Here is a 647-nt window from a genome sequence, read left to right on the forward strand (position 1 = left end):
TTTTCGTTATCATCAGGAATCAACTGAAACGGAGTTTTGCCATATTTGTTCTTTGCTGATAGTGAAGCGCGTCCGCACTCAATCAGGTAAACAGCCACTGCAAGATATGCTTTTTCGTCGTTTTTGATAAACGTGATTTTTGACATCAGTTTATTGATTGCTTCGCTGTGCTCAAAATAAGAAGCAGGCGGAGAATGTCCTTTGACAAAGTTTGACAACGCCATGTGTAGTGGAGTGTCCCTTTCATTGTCCATCGCGTTGCAATCTCCACCAAACCTAACGAGGAGTTCAATTGTAGAAAATCTGCATTCAGTAATTGCGTAATGCAATGCAGTTAAGTTATAACCATCTTTGAGATTAACGTCAATTGCTCGAGTGTCCAGCAGTGTTTCAATGCAATCATTGTAACCACGCATAACGGCCAAATGAAGAATCGACTCCTTATTTTTGTCGCAGGTCGAAAGCACTGATCGGCATTTCTCTGCTATTCTACGCAATGCAGATTTGTTAAATGTGAATGAATATTCAACGTAGCTTCTTCCACAGTCATCCTTGATATTCAAATCTGTTTGTGGAGCATTTAAAAGGATTTCGATGATCCTGTGGACGCTTTGGTGGCCAACATTGATTTTGATTGCCAAATGAAG

General features: G+C 40.3%; 1 protein-coding gene. It reads right to left on the minus strand.

Annotated elements, in window-relative coordinates; translation table 11 throughout:
• On the minus strand, window positions 1-641 hold a 641-nt coding region (locus V6U76_RS05390), incomplete at its 3' end, for an ankyrin repeat domain-containing protein (RefSeq protein ID WP_333024117.1).
• Window positions 642-647 lie beyond the last annotated feature (6 nt).

Source organism: Wolbachia endosymbiont of Pentidionis agamae (assembly GCF_036711655.1).
In the GTDB taxonomy this organism is placed as follows: domain Bacteria; phylum Pseudomonadota; class Alphaproteobacteria; order Rickettsiales; family Anaplasmataceae; genus JAZHPY01.